11 protein-coding genes and 1 tRNA gene are annotated in these 20,078 nt (G+C 38.9%); 5 read left to right on the top strand and 7 right to left on the bottom strand.

Annotation, left to right across the window (positions count from 1 at the left end; genetic code table 11):
• Positions 1–33: 33 nt before the first annotated feature.
• From ACFINY_RS01770 to aroA, 4 genes are all read right to left on the bottom strand, one after another.
• On the bottom strand, positions 34–8,604 hold the full coding sequence (locus ACFINY_RS01770; RefSeq protein ID WP_375700779.1) for a GH36-type glycosyl hydrolase domain-containing protein: 8,571 nt from the start codon (positions 8,602–8,604) through the stop codon (positions 34–36).
• Between the two features lie 226 nt (positions 8,605–8,830).
• Positions 8,831–10,531, bottom strand: coding sequence for a 30S ribosomal protein S1 (gene rpsA, locus ACFINY_RS01765; RefSeq protein WP_026500132.1), 1,701 nt, complete (start codon positions 10,529–10,531; stop codon positions 8,831–8,833).
• 131 nt (positions 10,532–10,662) lie between these two features.
• The gene (gene cmk, locus ACFINY_RS01760; RefSeq protein ID WP_375611402.1) at positions 10,663–11,310 is read right to left on the bottom strand and encodes a (d)CMP kinase; all 648 of its coding nucleotides are present in this window, start codon (positions 11,308–11,310) and stop codon (positions 10,663–10,665) included.
• Complete coding sequence (gene aroA, locus ACFINY_RS01755) at positions 11,307–12,635, bottom strand: 3-phosphoshikimate 1-carboxyvinyltransferase (protein WP_375700778.1); 1,329 nt, start codon at positions 12,633–12,635, stop codon at positions 11,307–11,309. The genes cmk and aroA overlap by 4 nt, the downstream gene beginning before the upstream one ends.
• Before the next feature lie 187 nt (positions 12,636–12,822).
• Here aroA and ACFINY_RS01750 point away from each other — a divergent pair, with 187 nt between their 5' ends.
• Together ACFINY_RS01750 and ACFINY_RS01745 are read left to right on the top strand one after the other, a co-directional pair.
• Positions 12,823–13,203 (top strand): TIGR02300 family protein, encoded by a 381-nt coding sequence (locus tag ACFINY_RS01750; protein ID WP_375611400.1) that lies wholly within the window; start codon positions 12,823–12,825, stop codon positions 13,201–13,203.
• A gap of 117 nt (positions 13,204–13,320) precedes the next feature.
• A tRNA-Ala gene (locus tag ACFINY_RS01745) sits at positions 13,321–13,396 on the top strand.
• A gap of 1,597 nt (positions 13,397–14,993) precedes the next feature.
• Here ACFINY_RS01745 and ACFINY_RS01740 read toward each other — a convergent pair.
• On the bottom strand, positions 14,994–15,581 hold the full coding sequence (locus ACFINY_RS01740) for a hypothetical protein (RefSeq protein WP_375700777.1): 588 nt from the start codon (positions 15,579–15,581) through the stop codon (positions 14,994–14,996).
• 111 nt (positions 15,582–15,692) lie between these two features.
• On the bottom strand, positions 15,693–16,874 hold the full coding sequence (locus ACFINY_RS01735) for a DNA recombination protein RmuC (protein ID WP_375649091.1): 1,182 nt from the start codon (positions 16,872–16,874) through the stop codon (positions 15,693–15,695).
• Positions 16,875–16,964: 90 nt separating this feature from the next.
• Here ACFINY_RS01735 and def point away from each other — a divergent pair, with 90 nt between their 5' ends.
• Genes def through truA form a run of 3 tightly spaced genes read left to right on the top strand, consistent with a single transcriptional unit; the run spans position 16,965 to position 19,175 of the window.
• Entirely contained in the window at positions 16,965–17,501 is a 537-nt protein-coding gene (gene def / locus ACFINY_RS01730; protein ID WP_375649083.1) for a peptide deformylase, read from the top strand.
• On the top strand, positions 17,501–18,430 hold the full coding sequence (fmt, locus tag ACFINY_RS01725) for a methionyl-tRNA formyltransferase (RefSeq protein ID WP_375611396.1): 930 nt from the start codon (positions 17,501–17,503) through the stop codon (positions 18,428–18,430). The genes def and fmt overlap by 1 nt, the downstream gene beginning before the upstream one ends.
• Before the next feature lies 1 nt (position 18,431).
• Positions 18,432–19,175: a tRNA pseudouridine(38-40) synthase TruA gene (gene truA / locus ACFINY_RS01720; RefSeq protein ID WP_375611395.1), complete on the top strand. Its 744-nt coding sequence runs from the start codon at positions 18,432–18,434 to the stop codon at positions 19,173–19,175.
• Positions 19,176–19,207: 32 nt separating this feature from the next.
• On the opposite strand, the gene ACFINY_RS01715 is transcribed toward truA, so the two are convergent.
• Positions 19,208–20,071 (bottom strand): LOG family protein, encoded by an 864-nt coding sequence (locus tag ACFINY_RS01715; RefSeq protein ID WP_375611394.1) that lies wholly within the window; start codon positions 20,069–20,071, stop codon positions 19,208–19,210.
• Between the last annotated feature and the right edge of the window lie 7 nt (positions 20,072–20,078).

Below are 20,078 nucleotides of genomic sequence, written 5' to 3'. Positions count from 1 at the left end.
AAAAAGTCTGCTCTCTTTTTTCATCTTTAATCTTTAAGATTTGACAATACGTATAATTTCATGCTGACCTGTTTTTTGTAACTTTATCCCTATATGAACTTCGGTATATTCTTTGCTATTAATATAGAGCATATTTTTAGGTCCCCATTTTACTTTAATGCAATAAACGGCATCATAAAACTTCATTGTTGCTTCATATTTTGGCCAAATAGAGGGTAAATGTGGCTGCAAAAACAATAGGTCTCCCTGACGCTGTATTCCAAGAATAGCTTGTGTTGCGGCGCGATAAAACCAACCGGCTGAACCTGTATACCAAGTCCAACCGCCTTGACCACATCGTGGTTCAACAGCATAAATATCTGCGACCATTACATAAGGTTCAACACGATAAATTTCAGGATCTTGTCCATGGGTAATTGGGTTTATCATAGAAAATAAAGCATAAGCTTTATCGTTTTGTTCCATTTCAGCCAACGCAAAAATACTCCAAATGGCACCATGCGTGTATTGACCACCATTTTCTCGAATTCCTGGAGGATAACCTTTTATATAACCAGGCTCGAGCGTACTTTTATCAAAAGGCGGCCAAAAAAGGCGAATGAGTCCGCCTTTTTTATCATAGAGATGTTCCAACATTGATGTCATTGCTTGTTTTTGACGTTCAGGCGATGCCATTTGAGAAATGATAGCCCAAGATTGAGCAATGGTATCAATTTGACATTCATCATTGATTTTAGAGCCAAGAGGTGTTCCATCATCAAAATAACCACGTCGATACCAAGCACCATCCCAACCATTTTTCTCTAGGCATTTTGTTAAATGTTCAAGGTACGTACTCCATATTTGCATATGGCTATTGTCAGCACGTTTTTTGGCTAAAGAGATAAATGCTTGTAATGTGTACCCAAGAAACCATCCTAACCAAATGCTTTCGCCTTTTCCTTCCACACCGACCAAATTCATGCCATCATTCCAATCCCCACCTAAAATAAGAGGGAGACCATGTGGTCCGCAGCGTTTAATGGCAAGGTCTAAAGCTAAAACACAATGTTCATAAACTGTTGCAACCTTTGGGGATTGGGTGGGTTGAAAATAAGCATCCTGTTGCCCACTTTTGAGAACATCACCTTCAATAAAAGGAATGAGCGTATCAAGAAAAGCGTCATCACCAGTGGTAGTGACATAAAGAGCTGTTGCATATGCAAGCCAAACGATATCATCAGAAATGTATGTACGAACACCAGCATTTGTGTCAGGCAACCACCAATGTTGCACATCACCTTCAAGAAATTGGTGCGCTGCTGCATTTAACAATTGTTCACGTGCTAATTGTGGTTCCAGCAATAACAAAGACAAGCTATCTTGTAACTGGTCACGAAAACCAAATGCACCACTCGCTTGGTAAAAGCCTGCGCGTGCCATGATGCGGCATGCGTAGATTTGATAAGGAAGCCAATGGTTGACCATAAGATTAAAAGAAGCATCAGGTGTTTTGACTTGGAAAGGAGAAACAAAATCACTCCATTGCTGTTTTTGTTTTGTGAGCTGAATTTCAAAATCACTTGCACGTACTTGATTGAGTAATTTTTCAGCTTCTTGCCTATTTTCAGCACTGCCAAGATAGAAGATGATTTCTTTTGTTTGCCCTGGTTGAAGATCAATATCATAGGCGAATGCTGAACAAGGATCACATCCTGCTTCAATGGTATTCGAAAGAGCAGCGGCTTTACGGATCGCATTTGGACGTGTTACGGTTCCCGTTGCACCAATAAATTCAGCGCGATTGGTCGTAGTGCTGGTTGGCCTTTCGGACGCTGATAAAAATGTAACTTGTTGAGATTTCTCGATGTGATAGGGATTTTGAATAAAATGTGCACCCCATCTGGTCTCATAAGAGGAAACAATAAAGGGGGCATATTTTGTACGGACATTTCCCAAAACCCATTCAACATAATTATAAAGGCGTAAACTGCGTGGTTTTTTCCCTTCATTCGTAAGGATAAGACGTGAAAAGCGAATAGGTTTTTCGGGATCAAGTGTATGAGTCAATTCTAATGCGATTTCTGAATGTGTTGATTTAAAAGTTGAGAATCCAAACCCATGACACGCCTCATAGACAATATTTTCGTCACATTCAACAGTAGAAACGGGTGAGAAACGTTTTAAAGACTGGCGATCAACCAGATAAAGAGCTTCTCCTGGTCGGTTAGACGTTGGATCATTCGCCCAAGGAGTTAGTTGATAATCGCGGCTATTGTTAGCCCAAGTAAAAATTGCACCTTCAGCAGAGACATGAAAACCAAATCTGTGATTAGCAATGACATTAATCCACGGATGCGGTGTAGTGGTACGTCCATGAAGACGTATTACATAATGATTGTGCTGATTAAAACCACCGTAACCATTCCAATATCTTAGATCTTCTCCATTTGGGAGAAAAGAGGATGGTTTTTGTTGGCTAATAAGACCAATGGAAGAAAAAAGATTTTGTTCAGTTTGTGTTGTAAATTGCTGTCCTTCGTTATATCTTGGCAAGTCTAATTGATCATAAGGTTCTTGATAATTTTTACGAACTGTGAGATTAAAATCATTCTCATCAAGTCGTTTAAGTTGTTCAGATAAAGAGCCATTTTGGGCATCAAGAACGATACGCGCTGATGCAAGAAGCGTTTTAAAACTCTGTTCACTCATTTGATCGCGTCGAAGCATGAAAATATGTTGGCGTTCATCTGCTTTTTGCGTGTGGTGATAATAAGATTCACAGACCCACTCAAGAGCGCGTTGTGTACTTTGTATATAAGAAAATGTTTGTTCATTAAGAATGACCAAATCAACAATGAGTCCACGCATACGCCAATATTCATGTGCTTTAAGGAGCTCGCGCAGTACAGTTATATTTCCCTCGTTATTTAATCTAAGAAGACAGAGTGGATTGTCTCCTGAGATAGACATGGGCCAAAGATTAGACTGTTTTCCTAGCGTTTTTGCTAATATTTCAGAAGGAAGACGCCACGTTCTTTCTGGATAAATAAGTGGTGTTGCATATTTTTGATAGACAATAGCTTCTTTAAGCTGGGTTCCGCTCTGATACAGTGCGACTTGTGAGCGCGTCCATGCCATTGAAAGTTCTTTTTGAAACATATCAGGTTGTCGATAATGTTTAATATGATTATTTAGCGCTTCTTTTGTATGAGCAGCAAAAGTCCAAAAAATAAGTTCTGCTTTTTCATGGGCTGGAATTTTTATACGGCATCGCAATGACATAACAGGGTCAAGAACACAACCTTGACTGTTACTGAAACGAGCATTTTGGTCAAATGCAGCAGGACGATGAATGGATCGCCCCCGACCAATAAACAGAGAGCGATCTGTTTCAGCTTCTGTCTCTTGGAGAATATCTGTTGTACTAGAAACAAAATGAGCAACATAGATTTCAGGGTCACTAGGCGAGCGTTTGCGCCTTTTGGCAAAAATTGTTTTACCTTCTTCAGTAATTTCTGTCTCTATAAACATACGGGAAAAAACAGGATGAACTTGGTCTGTATCCATCGTGGCAAGTGCTAATTCACCATAAGAAGTCACTTCAATGAGTCGGTCTTTATTTGTCGTATTCATCAGTTGAATACGTCTCCCTTCGCCACATCCTTCAGATGTAATAAGACATTCAAGTGTTGATTTAATACCATCAACCATTTTTGTATATTCAGCCTTTTCATCTGTAAAAATGCTGACAGCGTCTTCTTCAATAACACGTGTTGGCTCACCAGTAACAGACCACCACCGTCCACTATGCGTATCACGTAAGAAGAATAAAGTACCTTGTTGATCTTCTGTTGCATCAGGAATAAAGCGCGTAATCGCATAATCGTGCCAACGACTGTAACCAGAACCGTTCGCTGTTAACATGGTAGAATAAAAGCCATTAGACAAAAGTAAAGTTGCTCGTGGTTTGAGTAACGGGTTTGTAATAATGCGCAAAGGGGCTGCGTCAAATGCTTGAGACTTATTGCGCATACGATTAACAGCTTTGGTATGAATAATAGGAATGAGATGAGGCGCTCTTTCCTGTAAGAGCAATTGTGTTGCTTCAATAACGGGATCACGGTGAAAACGATCACGCATTCGCCCTTGAAAAATAACATTGTTAAGAGCAAGAATAGACATGCCATGATGATGCGCATAATAATTGCATACAATGGCGTATTTTTCCCCTGTTTTCACACGTGTTGGAGTAAAATCAACAGAGTCATAATAACCATATGTTCCTAAAGCTCCAAGATCACGGAGTCGTTTTAAATTAGCGACAGCGCAAGCAGGAGCATATTGTGCCGCTAGAAGGCTGGCATAGGGAGCAATGACAGCATTGCGTGAAAGACCACGTTGGAGTCCGAGGTTTGGAACACCAAAATGAGCGTATTGGTAATTCATTAAATGATCGCGAGCATTAAATGCGGCTTCTGAAATACCCCATGGCAATTCCCGTTTATGGGCATATTGTATTTGACAACGAATAATCAATCGATTTGTTTGATCTAGGAGAGATCCTAAAGGTTCATGCATTACGAGAGATGGCATAAGATATTCAAACATTGATCCAGACCATGATAGGAGTGCACCTTTCCCACCTATGGGTACGAGAAGTCGACCAAGACGAAACCAATGTTTAAGTTTTATATCTCCTTTTGCGATGGCAAAAAAGCTTGCAAGACGTGCTTCTGAAGCAAGTAGGTCATAACAATTTTCATCGAGTTTGTTTTCTTGAACACGATATCCTATGGATAAGAGATGCCGTTTAGGCTGTTCTAAAAAGTCAAATTTCATATCAAAGGCTATTTGCCGTGCCATTATAGCCAGCCTGTTTAGTTTTTTACTTAATTTTTCAGTATCACAATGAGCAGTCGCATCATTATGATGAGCGTTACAGGTGTCGATAAGGCATTTAGCCCAAGAAAGCGCACCAGCAGATTCTATCGTTTGAATTTTGTGGTCAAGTTCACCGACTAAGTGCACAATATCGTGGGCTGCAAGTGAAAGATCTATGATGTGAGAAGGGACCGTATTTTCTTGTTCTAAAAAAGTGAAGACAGAGTCATGAAAACGAGTGATGTTTTCTTCGATTTTTTGGCGTAAAGAGCGTAAACTGGGTTGATGATCTGGAATTTCTCTGACAGTTTCTTCAAGAATAGCAAGAACATCCGATAAGCCTTCTCGATCACTTTGAAAAAAAACATGAGGTTTTTCAGCCCATTCACTTAAGGCAGAAGAGAGTGTTACCAAATGACCGGCAAGATTTCCTGAATCAACGGTTGATACATAAGTAGGCAAAAGAGGCCTGAGTGTATCCGTTTCATACCAATTATAGAGATGACCGCGGAACTTTTCCATTTTTGCAAGAGAGCGTAATGTACATTCAATACGGGTAATGGTCTCTTCAAAACCAATCCAACCAAAATCACGTGCAGCAATAATAGAAAGGAGATAAACCCCAATATTCGTAGGCGATGTACGTTGAGCAACAAGAGGTTCAGGATCTTCTTGAAAATTATCGGGAGGCAAATGGTTGTTTTGTGCATTGACAAAGGTTGCATAATAAAGCCATGTCCGCCGTGCAATAGAACGGAGTTTTTTTTCATCTTTTGAAGAAAGATCAAGGCTATCTTGAAAGGTTGAAGGTTGACTCACAATCCAAGCAATGAAGGGTGAAAAAAACCATGCTATCCCAAAAGGCAAAGCAACCAAGCTTGCAAAACTATCAGAAAAAAGAGGGAGTGCTATAGTAAGAATACCAATAAGCGATGCTGGTGCCATTGTAAAAACATAGAAACGCAAACTATTGGGTATTGATTTTGTTGCGGCAGAAGTTTTCCATTCAAGAAGATGCTGTTTTGAAATCGTCATACGATAGAGTGTACGAATAATCGCATCGGTCATAAAATACGCCGAATGAGCAAGAAACGTCGTTTTAAGAAATATATCAGCGCTTGTAAGAGCAATTTTGTTCCAAATTAATTGAAAATGTCCACGCAAAGAATGATCTATATTGGATGAGACAAGCGTTTTTAATACACATAGAATGGGTGAAATGAAGGAGCTAAACAACAAGAATAGTTGCCAGACGATTGCACTCTTTAAAGACAAAAAAGCCCATCCTGCAAATGCTGCGATTAACCACATAAGTGGCGTGAGAGAACGACGTAAATTATCCTGCATTTTCCAACGCGTCACGGAACTTATTTGACGGTGGGGAAAAAGATAAGGCAAAAGCTGCCAATCACCGCGGACCCAACGATGATAACGCATAACATCAATATTGTAAGCGGTTGGATAGTCTTCAATGACTTCTATGCTACTTACCAGAGCAGTACGAGCATAACCTCCCTCTAAGAGATCATGGCTAAGAATAGTATTTTCTTTAATTTTGCCATCAAGCGCTTGTTCAAATGCATCAATATTATAAAGACCTTTACCGATAAAGGTGCCTTCTCCTAAAAGATCTTGATAAGTATCAGAAACAGCAAAAACATAAGGATCAATGCCACGGTTTATAGAAAAAACCCGTTGGAGAATTGATGTTTTTTTTCCTGTTGTAAGAGAAGGAATAATGCGTGGTTGTAAAATGCTATAGCCCTTTACAACCTTTCCACTTTGTGGATCAAAAACGGGATAATTGAGTGGATGGTTAAGCTTTCCAACAAGTTTCACGACGCTCTCTGGAGTAAGACGTGTATCACAATCCAGCGTCATAACAAAACGGCAATCCATAGGAAGATGTGGATTGGGAGGATAAAAGCTTGTATTTTTATCGCCTCTTAAGAGCCGATTAAGTTCATGAAGTTTTCCTCGCTTTCGTTCCCATCCCATCCAACATTTTTCGCTTGTATTATAAAGGCGTCGGCGATGTAAAAGGAAAAAAAGCGGAAGTTCATCACGATGATAACGACTATTGAGTTTATCAATACTCTTTTGCGCATAGTGCAATAAATCAAGATCATCTTGCGTTTCTCTCAATGGAGCATCCACCCAATCTGTAATGAGTGCAAAATGAATGGCACCTTTAGGATTGGAAAGATAGTGCACTTCAAGATTGCGCACTTGTTCATCAATATCATCGCGTGATGTCATCAAAGTAGGTACAATAACCATTGTCCGTGCATGTTTTGGAATACCTTCTTTATATTCATAACCAATGAGTTGTTTTGATGGGACAAACCACGAAACAACAGTGTTAAATAAAGCAAAAGCAGCATCCATAGCAGGAAAAAGCGCCAATACAGTAAAGCAAAAAGATATCCATTGTGTCATGCCAGATATTTGTAAAAGGGCGTAAATTACCAGCAAAAGAGCAAGCGTCAGAAAAGAGACAGGAACGGCGATGACTCTCAATTTTGAGCAACAGGAAGCGCGTGTCCATTTTATGAGAAAGGGCGGAATATACCCACAAGCCTTTTCAAATATGCCACGACCATCATCAACAAGGTACCACCCCACACAAGAATGATGAGGCATATCTTTAGAAGTGGAATTTGCCATTTCTACAACTTTATGTGCAACTTCCAGTTCACTAAGAGGCGAAAAGCGAGAAACTTTTTCAATGACTTGTCGATAAATATTGCGTGAGTGAGCATCAATTTCAGAAAAATCACTATTTTTACGCAAAATAGAATCGACACAACTCACTGTTTCAAACCATGCTGTCCAATCAACATCATCTATAGCTTTAAGAGAACAGATAATATTTCCCATGGTCACACCATCTGCTGCTTGTCGGGTATGTTCATCAGCTGTTGCAATCTCTAAACTACTGCCTTGGCTTTTCAATTGCTTTTCAAGCCAAGTTAATGCTACGGTTGAATCGACAGATGCACTGCGCAGGCGATAGAATAAATGTGCTGAAAAAGTTGGATCAACAGTAAATGGTTTATACTGCGTAAAAAGAGAGTGTAGATTTGTTTTATTTTCTACAAGAGAAATTTTATCAGCTACTTGACTAGCAAGATGGCGCATATGTCGCGCTTTTTCGATACGTACTGAAAGACGACGGACATTTTCAATGAGCAGCATTTGCATAACTGAAGGAAGAGCCCACAATTCACCAATTGTGAGCGCACAAACTTCTTGAAATCCGTTGGTCATAGCCATGAGTGTTTCTTGTGAAAAGCTGCTATCGGTATGCGCAATATAAAGCCAAGTTAAAGCAAAAATTCGTGGTATTCCGGCTTTGTGTGTAGAAAGAGGAAGTTGCTTTATGAAGGACTTGGGTAGATTACGACGTAGCTTTTGTATGGTTTTATCAATGGTGTAATGATTATCAATGAGCCATTGAGCAGATGGTGCGATGGTTTCATCATTTCGAGCAGCAAAATCACTGGTATGAAAGGCATGAAGAATAAGTTTAGCATTTTCATTCAATCTCTTGCGAAAATCTCCTACTCCTTCATATTCAGGGAGTAAAATTTCTTTACCAGAAGCTATATCATGCCCTAAGTTATAAAGATCTTCCTGTACCTTATAAATTGCACGAAGAGGAAAATCCGTATTAATAAAATGATCTTTTTTCTCTTTTTGAGAAAAAAAGCACTTTATGAAAGGTATTATGCACGTCATAGTGTCCCATTGTTATTCAATTACATTGTTTTTTATTTAAATTTTAAGCATTTTATCTGAATAGTGAACCGTTGTTAGACAAAAAACAAACTTTTTGTTTTTATTTGCAAGCATTTATAATTTTTGTTTCAATAATTTAAAAATAAGCAGACAATTTTTTTATAAAATAAAAAGGTCACTCCTAATGAGTGACCTTAATAATAAAACCAACTTTAATGATTGATGATTAATCTTGTTCTTGTTTTTTCAAAGCTGCACCCAGAATATCACCAAGAGAAGCACCTGAATCTGTAGAACCATATTGTGCAACAGCTTCTTTTTCCTCTGCAATTTCTAAAGCTTTAATCGATACTGAAATTTTACGTGTTTTTTTATCAAATGCTGTGATGCGAGCATCAACCTTTTGCCCAATTGCGAAACGCTCAGGACGTTGCTCATCACGATCACGCGCAAGATCAGCACGCCGAATGGTTGTCTCAAGGTTGTGGTCAATCAATTTCACACCAATGTCATTGTCGTTAACAGCAATCACTTCGCATGTTACAACTGCACCTTTTCGCAATTCGCCAGAAGCAGCTGCTTCTCCAACTTTATCGCTGGAAAGCTGCTTAATTCCAAGAGAAATGCGCTCTTTTTCAATGTCAACATCAAGGACCACAGCCTTAACGATATCGCCTTTATTATAAGTATCAATAACTTGTTCACCAGGACGGTTCCAATCAAGATCAGACAAATGAACCATACCGTCAACATCGCCTTCAAGCCCAATAAACAGACCAAATTCTGTTTTATTTTTAACCTCTCCTTCAATTTGCGAATTGACAGGAAATTTATTGGCAAAAGCTTCCCATGGATTTTCAAATGTTTGTTTTAAGCCAAGAGAAATACGCCGTTTAGAAGGATCAATCTCAAGAACAACCACTTCTACTTCTTGTGATGTAGACAGAATTTTTCCAGGATGAACATTTTTCTTTGTCCAGCTCATTTCAGAAACATGGATCAGCCCTTCGATTCCTGGTTCAATTTCAACAAAACCACCGTAATCAGTAATGTTGGTAACAGCACCCGTAATTTTTTTACCAATCGGATACCGGACACTGATGCTTTCCCAAGGATCACTTTCAAGCTGTTTCATTCCAAGAGAAATACGGTGCGTATCTTGATTAATGCGAATAATCTGCACTTTAATCGTTTGGCCAATTGTGAGCACTTCAGATGGGTGATTAACACGCCGCCATGCCATATCTGTAACGTGCAAGAGACCATCAATCCCACCAAGATCAACAAAGGCACCATAATCTGTAATATTTTTCACCACACCTTCAACGATTTGATTTTCTTCAAGATTTTGTACGATTTCTGAACGTTGCTCAGCGCGACTTTCTTCTAAAACAGTGCGGCGTGAGACCACAATATTGCCACGACGACGATCCATCTTCAAAATTTCAAAGGACTGTGAATTATGCATGAGGGGTGAAACATCACGAATGGGACGAATATCAACTTGGCTGCGAGGCAAGAAAGCAACGGCACCATCAAGATCAACTGTAAAACCACCTTTTACTTGGCTAAAGATCACTCCATCAACGCGTGCACCAGCATTGAATTTTTCCTCCAAACGGACCCAACTTTCTTCGCGCCGTGCTTTTTCACGCGATAAAACAGCTTCACCCATCGCATTTTCAATGCGTTCAATGTAAACCTCAACTTCATCGCCAACTTGCAAAGAACCATCTTTTGCTTTAGCTCCAAATTCTTTGAGAGGAATACGTCCTTCGACTTTAAGACCAGCATCAATAATGGCCATGTCTTTTTCGATTGCAATAACACGACCTTTAACAACAGATCCTTCATTAAGATCATTAGTTTGAAAAGATTCTGTTAAAAGGGCTTCAAAATCCGCTGTTGTGGGATTGTATTGTGACATAAGAACTCCTAATATATACCTTGTATTATAAGGTATGAGCGCTAGGTTAGTGTTAACATGAGTAACTCCCTAGCCTTTTCCTTGAATAAAGGAAAAAAGTTAGCGCTAGGCTGGAAGTTACCTTAACGAATTTATCCAATTATATGCATTTTTATGATTGGATCAACAAAACTGCATGCAATTTCAAATGTTGCTTCTATACTCAATTCTGACGTATCAAGCAAGTGGGCGTTTTTTGCTGGTTTTAGTGGACTTTGTTTGCGCGTTATATCGCGACTGTCGCGCTGTTCAAGTTGAGCTAGGATTTCATGATAATTTGCTTGAACACCTTTTTTTAAAATCTCTTGGTAGCGGCGTTTGGCGCGTGTTTGAACATTGGCTAGAATATAAAACTTGATATCGGCATCAGGACAAACAATCGTTCCGATATCACGCCCATCAAGCACACAGCCGGGCAAAACTTTAGCAAAGTTGCGTTGTTTTTCGACAAGAATTTTGCGTACAGCAGGGTTAATTGCTATTTTTGAAGCCGCTTCACCAAGTTCATGAGAAGAAAGAAGAGAAGGATTTAAGGTATTAAAATCAAGTTCTTTAGCATAAATAATAGCATTTTTTTCATCATTAAGAGCTAAATTTTGTTGTAAAAGCGTATGAGCAACACTACGATAAGTAAGACCAGTATCGAGATGACGAAGGCGATAATGTGCAGCAATTTTACGTGCTAAGGTTCCTTTGCCTGAGGCAGCAGGTCCATCAATGGCGATAACAAAAGGCTTCAAACGATTTTTCCCCCAAGTTGTTTTATAAAAGGAATAAATTCTGGAAAGCTCGTAGCGATCATTCGTTTATCATCAATGGTAACAGGTTTTTCTGACACAAGCCCAAAAATGAGAAAACACATAGCAATTCGATGATCAAGATGTGTGGCAACATACCCACCCCCCAAACCTTTGGCAGAACCTTTTCCATAAACAATAAGAAAATCTTGACCTTCTTCACAGTCTACGCAATTAATTTTTAATCCTTGAGCAACAGCAGACAATCGATCTGATTCTTTTACACGCAATTCTTCAATTCCTAGCATAACTGTTTTGCCTTCTGCAAAGGCTGCTGCTACTGCCAAAGCAGGATATTCATCTATCATCGATGGAGCACGTTCTTTGGGCACCGTAACGCCTCTAAGGACCGATGATTTTATCCGTAGATCAGCAACATCCTCTCCACCTGTTTGACGTCGGTTCAAAAATTCAATTTGAGCACCCATTTCCCACAATGTTTCGATAAGTCCTATTCGAGAGTTATTTATCAAAACATTTTCAATGGTGATATCAGAGTCTTCTATAAGAAGGGCTGCGATAATTGGAAAAGCAGCAGAAGAAGGATCACCCGGAATATGAATCGTTTGTCCAGTAAGATGGGGTTGACCATTAAGATGAATCAAACGCGCACCTTCGTTATCTTTTTCTATTTCAAGTTGCGCACCGAATGCTTTTAACATTTTTTCCGTATGATCTCGTGTCAGAACTGGTTCAATAACAGTTGTAGTGCCGGCGGTATTGAGTCCAGCAAGCAGGATTGCTGATTTAATTTGGGAGGAAGCTATTGGAACACGGTAACGAATCGGATTAGCCATTTTCGGACCATAAAGCGTTAAAGGAAGGTGATCGTCGCGCGTTGCCTCAATTTCAACCCCCATGAGACGCAGTGGATCAAGGATACGTCCCATTGGACGTTTAGAGAGAGAAGCATCACCAATAAAGGTTGTTTTCATATGATATGGACCAACCATTCCCATAACCAAACGAGCACCTGTTCCAGCGTTTCCAAAGTCTAAAGGTTTTTGTGCAGCTAAAAGGCAACCATTCCCTGTTCCTCGTATGATCCAGAAGTCTTCTTTTTTAATAATACAGGCACCCATAGCTTGCATAGCAGCAGCTGTATTGAGTACATCAGCGCTTTCAAGTAATCCATGAATATATGTCTCACCACTTGCTAATCCTCCCAATATAAGAGAGCGATGAGAGATTGATTTATCTCCTGGTATTTGAATTTTTCCAGAGAGACTACTCGATTTATAGGTGGTTATAGGGATTGCTTTTTGCATGGAAATTCTATTTAATTCTATCTAACTTTTATGAAATTGTGCATCCTTTAGCACATGCTTTAAAAGACGTCATGAAAAAATCACTGTGGAACAGTGTATTTATCTTTGACAAAGGTATTATTTTTCGATTAAGCACCATAAAATTTATCTTTTAATGGAATAATAGTTAATCAAAGAGGCACGGTTTATGGCAAAACAAGAACTTGGAACTAAACGTGTTGATCCAGAAACAGGAAAAAAATTTTACGATCTAAATCGCGATCCTATTGTGTCGCCCTATACAGGGATTTCTTATCCGCGTTCTTACTTTGAAGTTGCAGCAGCGGAAGCAAATAATGAAGAAGAAGTTGATACTGAAGAGCTTGATACAGCACTTGAAAAATCTGCTTTTATGCTTCTTGAAGATGATGATGTGGATTCTAAAGATGACGATCTTCCTGATTTAGAAGATAGTGATGTAGATCTTGGTGATGATGATGATACATTTTTGTCTCATGATGGTGACGATGAAGATGATGACGTTACTGATATTCTCGGAGGCGGTGTTTCTAATGATGACGATGCTTAAAAGAAGTAAAAGAGGACATCTTTTCTATTGAATGTAAATTCTTCTTGATCTTCAATTTTGATCGTTCTAGAAAAGCTGGAATTGTATACTGTCTTTTTGGGACAATTTGTTTTTATAGGGGCTATAGCTCAGCTGGGAGAGCGCTTGCATGGCATGCAAGAGGTCAGCGGTTCGATCCCGCTTAGCTCCACCAAAAAGACCAACTGTTCTATCAAGGGAATCAATTATAATAAAAGATGTGTGCATCAATTTAAAAGGTTTATGTGCTATTTAATTATCATTCCAATAGCGCCTGTTCCTTGCATCTTAATGATATTATAATACATTTTTAATCATTTGTTGGATTATAAAATTTACTGTCGCAACCGTGAAAGTAGATAATTTTTTATGCTTTGCACAGAAATAGAAAATGAGCTGTTTAACCTGCGCCTTGTCTTAAAGGACAAAATTTGAATTTCCTTTACCACAATATTTCCACAAATATCATAATATGTTGGTTACCGGTATCTTTTTTAAAGATATGAAGTACTTAAACAAAGAGTAGAGAATAAAATATTAAAATATACTTCTCAATTATTGCGAATCAGAACTTTTTTCGAGTATTTTTAGCCTGATCAGATGTTCTGCCAATTAAAAATTATCCACCTTGAGTAGCGTATACCTGCTCAATACTAAGGTATATTAACACTTAAATAATATATTGAATCAATTAATTTTTTTCCTTGCACGTCATAAACAAGGTCGAGGTGTAAGAGCAAAGTGGTGCTATCATTATATGTGCTAATTCCCAATGTTACGGATAATTCTTACATTTGAGAATGTATGTTCATAAAAAAACATTTTTAGTCTTTTCTTTCACAGTTTTTATCCACATACCCATTGTGCTTGTTATGTGCAAGCCAATGGTTTTATTGATTCAACCTCAAGAGATCTGAAACGATAAAACCCTACGCCATTCGAGATTCTTACTTTAATATGAATAACGATATATTATCTTTATAAATCAATATCTTAAACCATTTAAGAAAAAGAATAAAAATGCTTCTCATAAATATTCTCAAATGCAAAAGCTATCACAACATTGGAGACTGACTTGTTACTTCATAGGCGTTACAAATCTTTCTCTGAATATTCCCTACCCTGAATATTCATTGTGTATAAAGTTGCATATACCTTATCATCCTATAAACGGGAGTGTTTTTACAATACAATAAGATAACTTCTTTCAATTAAGATGAACTGGATGGACGACTATGTTTTATTTCATACAATACTAAATACACTTAGTTTTTTTGAAGACTGTAGCGCCCTCTTTATACAAAACAACGTTTTTTCGTTTAATGCATTTCTCGTTTTTTTATATTGAATATTTTACCCTTTTTATGATGCCCGAATTGCATTTGTTTTAATTGCTATTTTATACGCTTAACAAAGAAAATATTCATATAATAATCAGCCAGTAATACGCATAATGAAAATAAAAAATGATATTATATTTTAAAATTTTTCTTCAATAACCTCTAGTACTTAGCCCAATGCGAAATGCCAACACTAAATAGAAGATGGTTTCTATTATAAATTTTTTAACAAAGGAGGTAAAAATGTCGAGAGTATCTTCAAATATATTGTGTATTGCAAAAACTTTCTGTTGCTTGAGTTTATTCTAAAAAATAACAATTTATTTCATTGAACGATCGGAAAACGACACTATTTTATCATATTATGCCGAATTTTGCTTTCGAATAATTTTATCCCATCAATTCCCTGATTGAGATTTTCAAAAATCTTCCCTAATGCCATCCACATCTTTTTAATTGCTGTTCATAGAGCCTCGATATCCTTGCCATGCGCTGTGCTGTCTGTGAAAGCGCAGCACTGACATGCCCACCACTACGTGCATAAGCACCATGCCCCATATGATAATTTAAATAAAGGCTATATGCATCATCAAACCTCACCCCATTGCGTTGAACACTTTGGCGATGATACCAAGCAACAAAATCAGCAGCATCTGCGAAATTCGTACGCCATGCAAAAGACTTTCCTGTAGAGCGAAGATACATTGCCCATGTACTATCAAGCGCTTGAGCATAACCATAAGCTGTCGACCGACGCTTCCATGGAATAAAACCAAGTAGTTTTTTGCGTGGAGGACGTGCATTGTGACGAAAGCTCGATTCCATCTTAATGGTTGCAAGAATAATAGGCATAGGAATTCCATAGCGCATTTCCGCTCTTTGAGACACCTTACCCCAATTGTCAAAAAAACCATTTTTTTGTGCTAAAATAGCGCAAGCATTGTTTGTGTGAGTGGGAGTGGTTGTTGCACAGCCCCCTAGCAAAAACACCAGTGCCCCTAAAAACAAAAGGTGTCGCATATTCCTATTCCTCTCGTTTAAGAAATAAAACAAGATAGAGATACTAAAAAATGATTACCAATCAATAAAGAACATGATCTAACTTGTAATATTTAAGAAGCTTGCTTTGCTTTATTCCTCATCAGCAAAACGCAATGTTTGCGACTGAGCCAATGTTGTCATTTTTGTTGGTTCAGAGTAATTTTCTTTTAATTCGACAGTTTCAATGCGATTTGCCCGTTTCATGATTTTGGAAGACGATATCAAAATTCCCTCTATATCTTCACTTGCTTTATGAAAGTGCTTCTGTAGTGCGCGAACACGCGTATCCATTCGTCCAAAATCTTCCATCAATTTTGCTACTTCTGATTGAATTAAATGCGCTTGTTCACGCATCCGCGCATCTTTCATAATGGTTTGTACCACTTGGACAGAGAGCATCAACAAAGATGGTGAAACAATAATCACATGGGCTCTATTGGATTTTTGTACCAATGCCTCAAAATCCTCATAAATTGTTGCGAAAATCGATTCAGATGGCACAAAAAGGAAAGCAGTGTCATGGGTTTCTCCAGGAATCAAATATTTTTGTGCAATATCACGAATATGGACTTCCATATCGGTACGAAATTGGCGTTCTGCCTCTTGACGCTCTTGCGCTGATTCTGCCTTACGCATAGCATTCCAAGCTTCCAGAGGAAATTTAGCATCAACAACAAGAGAAGGAGCTTTATTGGGCATATGAATGAGACAATCTGGGCGCTTTCCATTGGAAAGAACAGCCTGAAAAGCATAAGCGTTTGTTGGTAAGGCATCGGCAATAATTGCTTCCATCCGCCCTTGACCGAAAGTACCACGCGTCTGCTTATTACTTAAAATGGACTGCAACTGAACAACTTGTCCCGTAAGCGATTGAATATTATTTTGTGCTGCATCAATCACTGCTAAACGCTCTTGCAAACGATTCAAATTTTCATAAGTGGATTTGGTTTGTACCTGAAGTGTTTGGCCTAAGCTTGTTGTCATCCCATTGAGTTGCTCACTGAGTGATTTATTCAATTCAGCCTGCCGTTGACCAAAAATTTCCGCCATCGTTTGCATTCGTCCTTGCATTTCAGCTTGTGTTTTCAACAAGGTAGCCATCTGCATTTGTGCCTCACGTGCGCGTTCAGCAATTTCATTTTCCAAAAATGCTTTTTTTCGATGAGAATGTATCAACATAAAAAATGCCAAACAGACAAGTATAAATAAAAGCAAAAGCATTAGTTTAGAAAAAAAATCACCAGCGAATATGGAAAAAAACGAATCAAACATAAATTGTAATATAACGCTCTTATTGTAAAAAAACGCAAGAATCCGTTATTCAATATTGACCAATAACAAACCATTGATTAATCTCTACTTATGCCAATGAGATCTTTAGTTACTTTACCTGATCCGATTTTACGGGAAGTGTCCAAACCTGTTGAGCAGGTCGATTCAGCTCTCCAAAAACTTGCGGATGACATGTTGGAAACCATGTATAATTCTAAGGGCGTTGGTCTTGCTGCTATTCAAATTGGTATACCGCTACGTATGTTGGTTATAGATGTCTCTGGAAATTCTGAAGATGAGCAGAAAAAACCACTTGTTATTATCAACCCTGAAATTTTATGGCTTTCAGATGAGCGTAATATTTACAAAGAAGGCTGTCTTTCTATTCCTGATTATTTTGCAGAGGTTGAACGTCCTAAACGCCTTCGTGTTCGCTATCAGAACCGTGAAGGAAAACAAACAGAAATTGAAGCAGACGATCTCTTAGCAACTTGCTTACAGCATGAAATTGATCATTTAGATGGGCGCCTTTTTATTGATTACATTTCAAAGATCAAACGCGATATGGTGATACGAAAATTTAAAAAACGTGCAAAAGAAAAAAACATGCAGGAAGCAGTTTTGTAATGGCTTTACGATTAAGTTTTATGGGAACACCAGATTTTGCTGTTCCTATTTTACATGCTTTATTGGATGCAGGTCATGATGTTGTTGCTGTTTATAGTCAACCCCCTCGTCCAGCAGGACGTCGAGGGCTGAAATTAATCCCCTCCGCTGTTCACACCGTAGCAAAAGAAAAATCCATTCCTGTCTTCACGCCTCAAACACTCAAAACAATCGAACAACAGGAGCAATTTGCAGCACTTTCTGTTGATGCTGCTATTGTGGTGGCTTATGGACTCCTTTTACCTAAAGCTATTCTCGAAGCACCGCGTTTTGGTTGTTTTAATGCCCACGCTTCACTCTTACCACGTTGGCGTGGTGCTGCGCCTATTCAACGAGCAATTATGGCTGGTGATAAAGAAACAGGTATCATGATCATGAAAATGGATGAAGGACTTGATACGGGGCCTATCGCTCTTTCTCGCTCCATCCCCATTACTGATAACACCACCACTGCTGAGCTTTCAAACAGACTTTCACATATTGGCGCAGAACTTATGGTAGAGACTTTATCAACTCTTGAAAAAGGACAACTTAAACTGACCCCACAATCAGAGGAAGGCATCACCTATGCAGCCAAAATTAAGAAAGAAGAAACCCGCATTGATTGGACAAAACCTGCAGAGTTTATTCATAGGCATATTCGCGCGCTCTCTCCCTCTCCTAGTTGCTGGTGCAACATGAATATCGGTGGACGAGAAGAACGTGTAAAAATTCTTGATAGTCGCTTAACGACAGGTCCTTCTCTTGAAATTGGACGGATAGAACCAGATTCTTTGATTATCCATTGTGGGCAAGGACGGATAGAAATAACCTCTCTCCAAAGATCTGGCGGTAAAATTCTTGAGTGCGCAACCTTTTTGCGAGGTGCTCATATTTCTGCTGTTTTTTAAGATGCCACGTTTTAAACTCACTCTTGAATATGATGGTTCAAATTATGCTGGTTGGCAGCGTCAAGCAAAACTTCACACGATACAAGGAGCTCTTGAACAAGCAATTTTTTGCTTTAGTGGACAACAATTGACCATAACAACAGCAGGAAGAACCGATGCGGGCGTACATGCTACGGGACAAGTTGCCCATGTTGATTTCATAAAAAACTGGCCCCCCCATACTGTGCGTGACGCGCTCAATGCTCTTTTACGTAAACAGGGAGAAGCGATTTCAATCTTAAATGTAGAAAATGCCCCTGATGACTTTGATGCACGATTTTCCGCAACCAAACGTCATTATCTTTTTAAAATACTTAATCGTCGCTCTCCACCAGCTTTAAATGCCAAACGCGTATGGTGGTTGCCAAAGCCTCTTAATGCTGAAGCCATGCATGAAGCTGCGCAAAAGCTTGTAGGACAACATGATTTTACAACTTTCCGTTCAGCACATTGCCAAGCCAAAAGCCCTATTCGCACCCTTGAACGTCTCGATATTCAAAGAGAAGGTGAAGAAATTTTCCTTTATGCACAAGCTCGTTCTTTTCTTCATCATCAAATCCGTTCATTCGCAGGAAGCCTCATGGAAGTGGGTATTGGACGTTGGACAGCTCAAGATCTCGAAACAGCTCTTCATGCTAAAGATCGTAAACGTTGTGGTGTTGTTGCCCCCCCCTCAGGACTTTATTTAACCAAAGTAGAGTATTAATGATCCTTCAAGAGTGAGCATCTCAAAAGTCGTTAAGGCAATTTATAAAAAGAACGAATTTCTTCAAAAGCTTCTGCTGCTGTATTAACAAATTTCACAAAATTAATATCAGTAGGAGAAATTGTACCTTGTGCAGACAGATACTCAAAATTGACAGTATTGCTCCAAAATTCTTTGCCAAACAATAAAATCGGTACCTGTTTCATACGCCCCGTCTGTACTAAAGTTAATGTCTCAAACAGTTCATCCAGAGTCCCAAATCCTCCTGGAAAAATGGCTAGGGCTTTCGCTCGTACTAAAAAATGCATTTTGCGCATCCCCAAATAATGAAAATTGAAACATAAATGCGGCGACACATACGAATTAGGCTCTTGCTCATGTGGTAAAATAATATTCAAGCCAATCGTTGGGGCACCAACATCACAAGCACCACGATTTCCCGCCTCCATGATTCCTGGTCCGCCCCCCGTAACAACCACAAATTCACGATATTGTGTCGTAGCAGAATAGAGTGAGCACAAACGCGCAAACTCTCTTGCTTCATCGTAATAATGTGACATAGCATGCAAATTTTTCTTTTGTATTTCATTTTTTGCAGCCCACGCTGCTTGCCCAGGTTCAGGAATACGCGCACCACCAAATAAAACAACTGTTGATTGAATATCATATTCTTTAAGGGTTATTTCCGGCTTTAAAAATTCAAGACTAATACGTTGTGAACGCAGCTCTGGACGCATCATAAAATCTTGATCGATATAGGCTAAACGATAAGTAGACGAACGCACCTGTGCTGAATTAGAGACTTTATGGATCTGTTGTAGAGCATCCTTCGTATGGAGAAGTGGCGTCCAGTTTTCTTGCTCCCTTTTTCTTTTTTCTTTACAGCTTTTTTTCATGCACCTG

The sequence above is a fragment of the Bartonella sp. AA23NXGY genome, from assembly GCF_042197165.1.
Taxonomy (GTDB): domain Bacteria; phylum Pseudomonadota; class Alphaproteobacteria; order Rhizobiales; family Rhizobiaceae; genus Bartonella.
This window is presented reverse-complemented; position numbering and strand designations above follow the sequence as displayed.

Bases quoted from the DNA above. Each gene is read 5' to 3' on its own strand.
- rpsA (WP_026500132.1), bottom strand. From the start codon at position 10,531: ATGTCACAATACAATCCCACAACAGCGGATTTTGAAGCCCTTTTAACA.
- ACFINY_RS01740 (WP_375700777.1), bottom strand. From the start codon at position 15,581: ATGCGACACCTTTTGTTTTTAGGGGCACTGGTGTTTTTGCTAGGGGGC.
- ACFINY_RS01735 (WP_375649091.1), bottom strand. From the start codon at position 16,874: ATGTTTGATTCGTTTTTTTCCATATTCGCTGGTGATTTTTTTTCTAAA.
- ACFINY_RS01750 (WP_375611400.1), top strand. From the start codon at position 12,823: ATGGCAAAACAAGAACTTGGAACTAAACGTGTTGATCCAGAAACAGGA.
- ACFINY_RS01715 (WP_375611394.1), bottom strand. From the start codon at position 20,071: ATGAAAAAAAGCTGTAAAGAAAAAAGAAAAAGGGAGCAAGAAAACTGG.
- truA (WP_375611395.1), top strand. From the start codon at position 18,432: ATGCCACGTTTTAAACTCACTCTTGAATATGATGGTTCAAATTATGCT.
- fmt (WP_375611396.1), top strand. From the start codon at position 17,501: ATGGCTTTACGATTAAGTTTTATGGGAACACCAGATTTTGCTGTTCCT.
- aroA (WP_375700778.1), bottom strand. From the start codon at position 12,635: ATGCAAAAAGCAATCCCTATAACCACCTATAAATCGAGTAGTCTCTCT.
- ACFINY_RS01770 (WP_375700779.1), bottom strand. From the start codon at position 8,604: ATGACGTGCATAATACCTTTCATAAAGTGCTTTTTTTCTCAAAAAGAG.
- def (WP_375649083.1), top strand. From the start codon at position 16,965: ATGCCAATGAGATCTTTAGTTACTTTACCTGATCCGATTTTACGGGAA.